The sequence below is a fragment of the Formosa sp. F44 genome (genome assembly GCF_056238645.1).
In genome coordinates this window covers 1,127,792-1,133,970 of sequence record NZ_JBWDLJ010000002.1, presented here as the reverse complement: position 1 = coordinate 1,133,970, position 6,179 = coordinate 1,127,792, and the positions used below count along the sequence as shown (strand labels likewise).

The following is a 6,179-nucleotide window of genomic DNA, read 5'->3' as shown; positions in this document are numbered from 1 at the left end:
CAATTCAATATGTTAATGAACTTATTTCTCTTTTTATTTCTTAACTCGTTTCCTCGTTAAGCGGGTGCAAATATAAAACCCTTTTTTTAATCTCACAATGTTTTTTTGAAGTTTTTTTTAGACTCGTTTTTAAAACGTTTCTAACTCCATCAAAACAATCTGTAAAGAACTTTCTTTTCTAAAAACGTTGCCGTTTTTAGCGGGTGCAAACTTACACCCTTTTTTGTTACTAACAAATCTTTTTTATCTTTTTTTGAAACTAATCTAAATTCGATAAATATGACTCTGTTAATGAACGTGTTGCCTAACTAAACTACCGTAGTTGTGTCGCTAAGCGGGTGCAAATATACCACCTTTTATTTCTATATAACTAATTTATTATAACCTTTTTTTGAAATAATTTGTAAACACATTGTTACTAATGGGTTACAATTGGGTTTATTTTAAAATATCAACCATCTACTTGCTTTAAAATACAAAATACACCTATGAGAACGGCTTATCTGTATTCTTTATATAAGAATACCATGCATAAAATACTATAATATATGTAAGTTATTACCTCAACCCCCTACTCTATTATAATATGTAAACGTCTTATTAGATTAGAAACAAATCTTCATGGTTAAATACGTTAGTTATAGTATTTTTAGGACATCGGATTTTCCATATAATTTAATACGTTGCAAAATCATCATTAAACAGATATTATTTTGAATACAGATATAGACATTATTATAATAGGAGCAGGTCCCATTGGTATAGCTTGTGCCAAAACCTGTAAAGAAAACAACTTAAGCTACCTTATAATAGAAAAGGGTGCGTTAACAAACTCCATATACAACTACCCTTTAAACATGACATTTTTCTCTACTTCGGAAAAACTAGAGATAGATAACATTCCTTTTATAAGTAATAACCCCAAGCCCAAACGAAATGAGGCTCTAGAATATTACAGACGTGTAGCGACTACAAATGACCTACATATTAATTTATACGAAGAAGTTAAAAACATAAACAAGGAAGAACACGGCTTTACTGTAGAAACCAGTAAAGCAACTTACAAATCGGAAAAAGTAATTATAGCAACTGGGTTTTATGACGTACCTACACAGTTGAACGTTCCAGGCGAAGACTTACCCAAAGTAAATCATTATTATAAAGAAGCACATCCTTATAGCATGCAAGATGTTATTGTAGTAGGCGCGAGTAATTCCTCTGTAGATGCTGCTTTAGAAATTTACCGTAAAGGCGGACGCGTAACTATGGTGATAAGAGGCAGCGAAATAGGCAAAAGAGTTAAGTATTGGGTAAAGCCTGATATTGTGAATCGGATTGCTGAAGGTGCGATAACAGCACACTTTAATTCTGAAATTGAAATCATACGAAAAGATTCGGTTACTATTAATACACCTAACGGCACACTCAACCTTAAAAACGATTATGTTTTAGCGCTTACTGGATATCAGCCCAACATTAAATTGCTTGAAGACGCTGGCATTTCGTTTTCTGAAGATGGAAAATACGTTCCTAATTATAATGAAGAGACCATGGAAACCAATATTAAAGGGCTGTATCTTGCTGGTGTAATTTGTGGCGGTCTAGAAACTCATAAATGGTATATCGAAAATTCCAGAATTCATGCGAAGCAAATTGTGAATCATATAAAATGGAAACATTAGTCAAGGTTCAAGTATAGCGTTCACTTTTTACATTATATATATAGTGTATTATGATTAGTATTACAATACACTCACAAAAACTGCCCATAGATAACATGTAGAATACCAACATTAATCTATGGGCAGTGATTTAACTAAAACTCAGTTTAGCGTATCGCTTTTTCGTTCAATCTACTGTCTGCCAATTTATCTAATTTATTATCGGCAATGTAAACCTCATCTGTGCTTTGCAATTTTTCAGCAATAGCATCAAAACCTAATGCTTTAGCATAACGTAATGCTGTACCGAAAGCAGAAATATCGTAATATTCTACACGTTATGCTTCAGCAATACGTCCTGCGTCCATCATATCGAGTACCATGTAAACCAATAACAGGTAGCGCCATAAACAAGACTCATCGTGCTTTTCAAGAATTACAAACCTTCATAATAGAATAAACAAGTATTCCCTTTTAACATCTAGCAAAGGGATTGGGTTAATAATATAATGCGTTGCAGTTAAGGCATGATGGTAAACCGTTGTAATTTTATCTTATAGTTAGAGCGAAAATCGCACTACCACATAAATTTAAAAACACGAGATTATGAGAAGTTTACTTTGGTTAATTGCAGTTATTTGTATTATCGTATGGATTTTAGGTTTTTTTGGAATCGTTGCCGGTATAGGTACAGGGAGCTTAATTCATATTCTTCTAGTCATTGCCATAATCGCTATTTTATATAACATTATTTCTGGCCGCGGTTTATAAGATTTTAATCCATTTCGCTTTTTAACGCAATATATATGTTTGAAGAACCCTTGTTAATATATTTGGCCGATGACGACGCAGAGGACCGAGAATTAGTTGTTGATGTTTTTAAGGATATACGACCAAGTATTAGTATTACCGCATTTGATAACGGTGTAACTTTAATGGATAATCTTTTAAATCCTGCCAAGCCATTACCACAAGCCATTTATCTGGATTTAAATATGCCTTTAATGAATGGTATTGAATGTTTACACGATATAAAGGATGAGAAAAAGTTACGTGATATTCCCATTTTTATCTATTCGAACAATTTGGAAACTACTAAAATTGAAGCCCTACAAGAAAAGGGAGCCAATTTATATATAGTGAAACCAAATTCATTCCAAAACTTAAAATTGTTGTTATCTAAAAGCTTGCTTTATTTGGAATCTATTAAGGCGGACCCAACTTTTCCATGGGAATTTGTACTGACTTTAGAATAACTGCATGACAATCCGCCACAATGTCCAAAGCTTCCATTTTATGTTCAGCTTGTTGGGGCGCATATTGTATATAGTATGACAGTGGCTGTTGTGAGCATGCTCATCTAATTAAGCAACCAGAACCTCTACCTTATATTCAATGGGAAACGCACATGAGTTTGCAATAAAACACAATTTTGATGCTTGTTTATGTAAATCTTCAGCTTGTATTTTCTGAGATGTGTGGTCTATCCAAACTTTAGGCTGTAAAACCATTTTTGTAAATGCACCACTTCCATCGGCATTTAAAGTTAAACTGCCTTCAACCGTATCTTCGTATTTTAAAAGCGTAATACCTGCTTGTTGACAGACATACATATACGACATAAAATGACAAGACGATAAGGCTGCCATTAATAATTCTTCCGGATTGTATTTTGTAGCATCACCTTTAAACGATTTTGCTGCCGAAACCTCAATCTTTTTTCCATTTTCTAAAAAGACTTGGTGCGTTTTTAAAGAACCGCCAGATTGTAATTCTGTTTGAGCAGATTCTAAATCCCAATGGTTTTGTATTTTAAATTGAAAGGGTGTAGGCATAGTAATTTGGTTTTGTAACAGTGCAATGACGAAACTCACAGAAGTGTTTTAGTGAGAAATTAATGGCTTTTTTAATACTCGTTTTACCTCAGTACTTAAATGTGGGTCGTTTATTTCGGTTTATACGTTTTCTCAAAACCATTTATATATACTTCTTTCTCAATGAATTTATCGATTTTACAATCATAATGAATCATAGTGCCTTTTTGTAAGTTTATTCAATCATCGATCATAGGCATTTGAAACGTATCGTCATTGAAACAATTTCTCAATAACTCCATTGTGCTCCTAATCGTTGCATACTATTATTACTATGTTCTGTTCTCTTTCCTCTTCTTTCAATCCACGCCGAAAAGACAAAACATTATCGACCAATTTTCCTCTATGTCTTACTTAAAACGACTACTAACATAGCCATGCGCCTAGCCGTGTATGGTTTCGCTTTTTCCGTAACTTTTAATTAATTCTCCTTCAAAGGCGACTAATTCTTGCCAGCGTTTATCCACATCAATTCCTTTTCCGTATTGTCTAGCAAATGTGATAAATGTGGTGTAATGTCCAGCTTCACTAATCATTAAATCGTGGTAGAATTTAGATAATTCTTCGTCCTTAATACGTTGAGATAGTAATTTAAAGCGTTCACAACTTCGGGCTTCTATCATGGCTGAAAACAATAAGCGGTCTACAAAACTTTGTTGCCTATTTCCGCCTTTATTCATAAACTTATAGAGTTGGTTTACATAATGATCTTTACGCTCGCTCCCTAAAGTATAGCCTCGTTTTTTAATGATATTGTGTACCATTTGAAAGTGCTCTAGCTCTTCTTTAGCTAATTCTAATAGTGCGGTAACAAGGTCTTCATGCTCACTATTATAGGTGATAATTGTAATGGCATTTGTGGCTGCTTTTTGCTCGCACCAAGCATGATCTGTAAGTATTTCTTCAATATTACTCTCTACGATGGTCACCCAGCGCGGATCGGTTTCTAGTTTTAGGTGAAGCATGCTCATGGTTTACTGTTTTTTTTGTAAAGTTAATTATAATAGGTGTAATTGCAATTGCAACCGTGTTTTTAATCGTAGCATGGCGATGCGTGGCATACTGTGATACAAAGTAATCTTAAAGGTGTGGCTTTTGCCAAATCAGGATTAACCTATGATAATAATTATAGAAGTATTATAGTGAGACATGAAGTGGTTTTTACTTGTTTTTTACCACAGTACTTTGTTGTAGCCAGTACTTATTTCAATTTATAGTCTTTCGATAATTGTTCAAAAAATGTAGGCCAATTCATTTCTCCAAATTTTTCTCCTAATCGTACAATTACTAGGTTACTAGCTTTATCGACATAAATATGTTGGCCTTTGAAACCTTCAGTATAAAAAGTTCCATTAGGATTCAAATACCAATTATAGTTGTAAAAATATTTTTCAGGATTAATTTTGATACTTTCATCATATTCAATAGTTTTTTCAATCCAATTTTTAGACACAATTTGAGTTCCATTCCAATTACCATTATTCAAATATAGTCTACCAATTTTCGCAAAATCTATTGCACTTGCATTTATACAACAAAATGCTTTTTCTAAACCTTTATCATCCAGACTCCAACTAGCAGAATAATCCATTCCCAAAGGTTTCCAAATTCTATTTTCTAAATAGGTAGATAACGATATGTCATTTAATGCTCTTGTTAGAACTNATTTATACAACAAAATGCTTTTTCTAAACCTTTATCATCCAGACTCCAACTAGCAGAATAATCCATTCCCAAAGGTTTCCAAATTCTATTTTCTAAATAGGTAGATAACGATATGTCATTTAATGCTCTTGTTAGAACTAAACCAAGTATTTGGGAATCTCCACTACTGTAGTGAAATTTTGTTCCGACTGGATATTTAATTTTTAGTTTTTTTAATTCTTTAATTAAATCTCTGCCGTAATAAAGATTTCCTGCATCTGTAAAAGCACTATACACCTCTTTAAAATCAATTCCAGAATTCATTTGTAGAAGATTTTTGATTTTGATTTCTCCAAATCCATTTTCTTTTAATTCAGGAATATATTTTATTACTTTATCATCAATAGAATTTATAATACCATCATCAATTGCACAACCAATAAGCAAAGACAAAATTGATTTTGCAGTTGAAAATGAATTTACTTTTGAATCCCTATTATATTTATTAAAATACTTTTCATATATCAATGAGTCATTTCTAACAACAATAAATGCTACCGTTGAATTGTCCTCTAAAATTTTCTCAAAACCTTCTTTTTTATGATATTCTTTTTTGCTGTTTTTAAATGTATAACTTAAAGTATCGAAAGGTTTAATTTCGTTAGCTTTTTTAAAGTTGAATTTGGTTTCTGTGTTATTTATTTTTCTCGTTTTGAATACTTTATAATCATCTATATTTGCTGAATTATGAACAGCGAATCTTGTTAATTTACACGAAATAAAAGATGAAATTAATATGGCTAGTATTGTGAATTTTAAAACTATCTTCATTTTTTTTCGTATTGGCTACAACTCCCATCAAACCAAATAAACATGCGTTTATCCCAACACAGAAGCCTATTAAGGTTAATACCTTTAAAAATAGTACAATTCCATCAAACCTAGGGTAATTTCTATCCTGAGTTTAAAGGCAGTTCACGCACTAAAAGTGATGCAGGAG

Annotated in this window: 7 protein-coding genes and 1 pseudogene; 3 read left to right on the top strand and 5 right to left on the bottom strand. The window is 32.3% G+C overall.

What is annotated here, in order from left to right; translation table 11 throughout:
• The first annotated feature begins 713 nt into the window (after positions 1 to 713).
• Entirely contained in the window at positions 714 to 1,682 is a 969-nt protein-coding gene (locus AC0UBM_RS10005) for a YpdA family putative bacillithiol disulfide reductase (RefSeq protein WP_475688505.1), read from the top strand.
• A 146-nt stretch (positions 1,683 to 1,828) separates the two neighbouring features.
• Here the strand turns inward: AC0UBM_RS10005 and AC0UBM_RS10000 are convergent.
• Positions 1,829 to 1,987 (bottom strand): annotated as a pseudogene (locus tag AC0UBM_RS10000) (ferritin-like domain-containing protein); the annotation flags it as partial.
• A 280-nt stretch (positions 1,988 to 2,267) separates the two neighbouring features.
• Here AC0UBM_RS10000 and AC0UBM_RS09995 point away from each other — a divergent pair.
• Positions 2,268 to 2,432: a lmo0937 family membrane protein gene (locus tag AC0UBM_RS09995; protein WP_414035995.1), complete on the top strand. Its 165-nt coding sequence runs from the start codon at positions 2,268 to 2,270 to the stop codon at positions 2,430 to 2,432.
• A gap of 35 nt (positions 2,433 to 2,467) precedes the next feature.
• A complete protein-coding gene (locus tag AC0UBM_RS09990) occupies positions 2,468 to 2,917 on the top strand; it encodes a response regulator (protein ID WP_475688504.1) in 450 nt (149 codons plus the stop codon).
• A gap of 108 nt (positions 2,918 to 3,025) precedes the next feature.
• On the opposite strand, the gene AC0UBM_RS09985 is transcribed toward AC0UBM_RS09990, so the two are convergent.
• The 4 genes from AC0UBM_RS09985 to AC0UBM_RS09970 all read right to left on the bottom strand — a co-directional run bounded on the left by AC0UBM_RS09985 (position 3,026) and on the right by AC0UBM_RS09970 (position 6,010).
• Positions 3,026 to 3,496, bottom strand: a complete 471-nt coding sequence (locus tag AC0UBM_RS09985) for an OsmC family protein (protein WP_475688503.1) — start codon at positions 3,494 to 3,496, stop codon at positions 3,026 to 3,028.
• A gap of 422 nt (positions 3,497 to 3,918) precedes the next feature.
• Positions 3,919 to 4,500, bottom strand: a complete 582-nt coding sequence (locus tag AC0UBM_RS09980; RefSeq protein WP_382384194.1) for a MiaE family protein — start codon at positions 4,498 to 4,500, stop codon at positions 3,919 to 3,921.
• A gap of 236 nt (positions 4,501 to 4,736) precedes the next feature.
• The gene (locus AC0UBM_RS09975; protein ID WP_475688502.1) at positions 4,737 to 5,126 is read right to left on the bottom strand and encodes a hypothetical protein; all 390 of its coding nucleotides are present in this window, start codon (positions 5,124 to 5,126) and stop codon (positions 4,737 to 4,739) included.
• A 65-nt stretch (positions 5,127 to 5,191) separates the two neighbouring features.
• Positions 5,192 to 6,010: a serine hydrolase domain-containing protein gene (locus AC0UBM_RS09970; RefSeq protein ID WP_475688501.1), complete on the bottom strand. Its 819-nt coding sequence runs from the start codon at positions 6,008 to 6,010 to the stop codon at positions 5,192 to 5,194.
• Positions 6,011 to 6,179: the final 169 nt, after the last annotated feature.

What these genes read in the sequence shown, in the direction of transcription:
- AC0UBM_RS09975 (WP_475688502.1), bottom strand. Translation starts at nt 5,126, where the DNA reads ATGGATTATTCTGCTAGTTGGAGTCTGGATGATAAAGGTTTAGAAAAA.
- AC0UBM_RS09995 (WP_414035995.1), top strand. Translation starts at nt 2,268, where the DNA reads ATGAGAAGTTTACTTTGGTTAATTGCAGTTATTTGTATTATCGTATGG.
- AC0UBM_RS09985 (WP_475688503.1), bottom strand. Translation starts at nt 3,496, where the DNA reads ATGCCTACACCCTTTCAATTTAAAATACAAAACCATTGGGATTTAGAA.
- AC0UBM_RS09990 (WP_475688504.1), top strand. Translation starts at nt 2,468, where the DNA reads ATGTTTGAAGAACCCTTGTTAATATATTTGGCCGATGACGACGCAGAG.
- AC0UBM_RS09980 (WP_382384194.1), bottom strand. Translation starts at nt 4,500, where the DNA reads ATGCTTCACCTAAAACTAGAAACCGATCCGCGCTGGGTGACCATCGTA.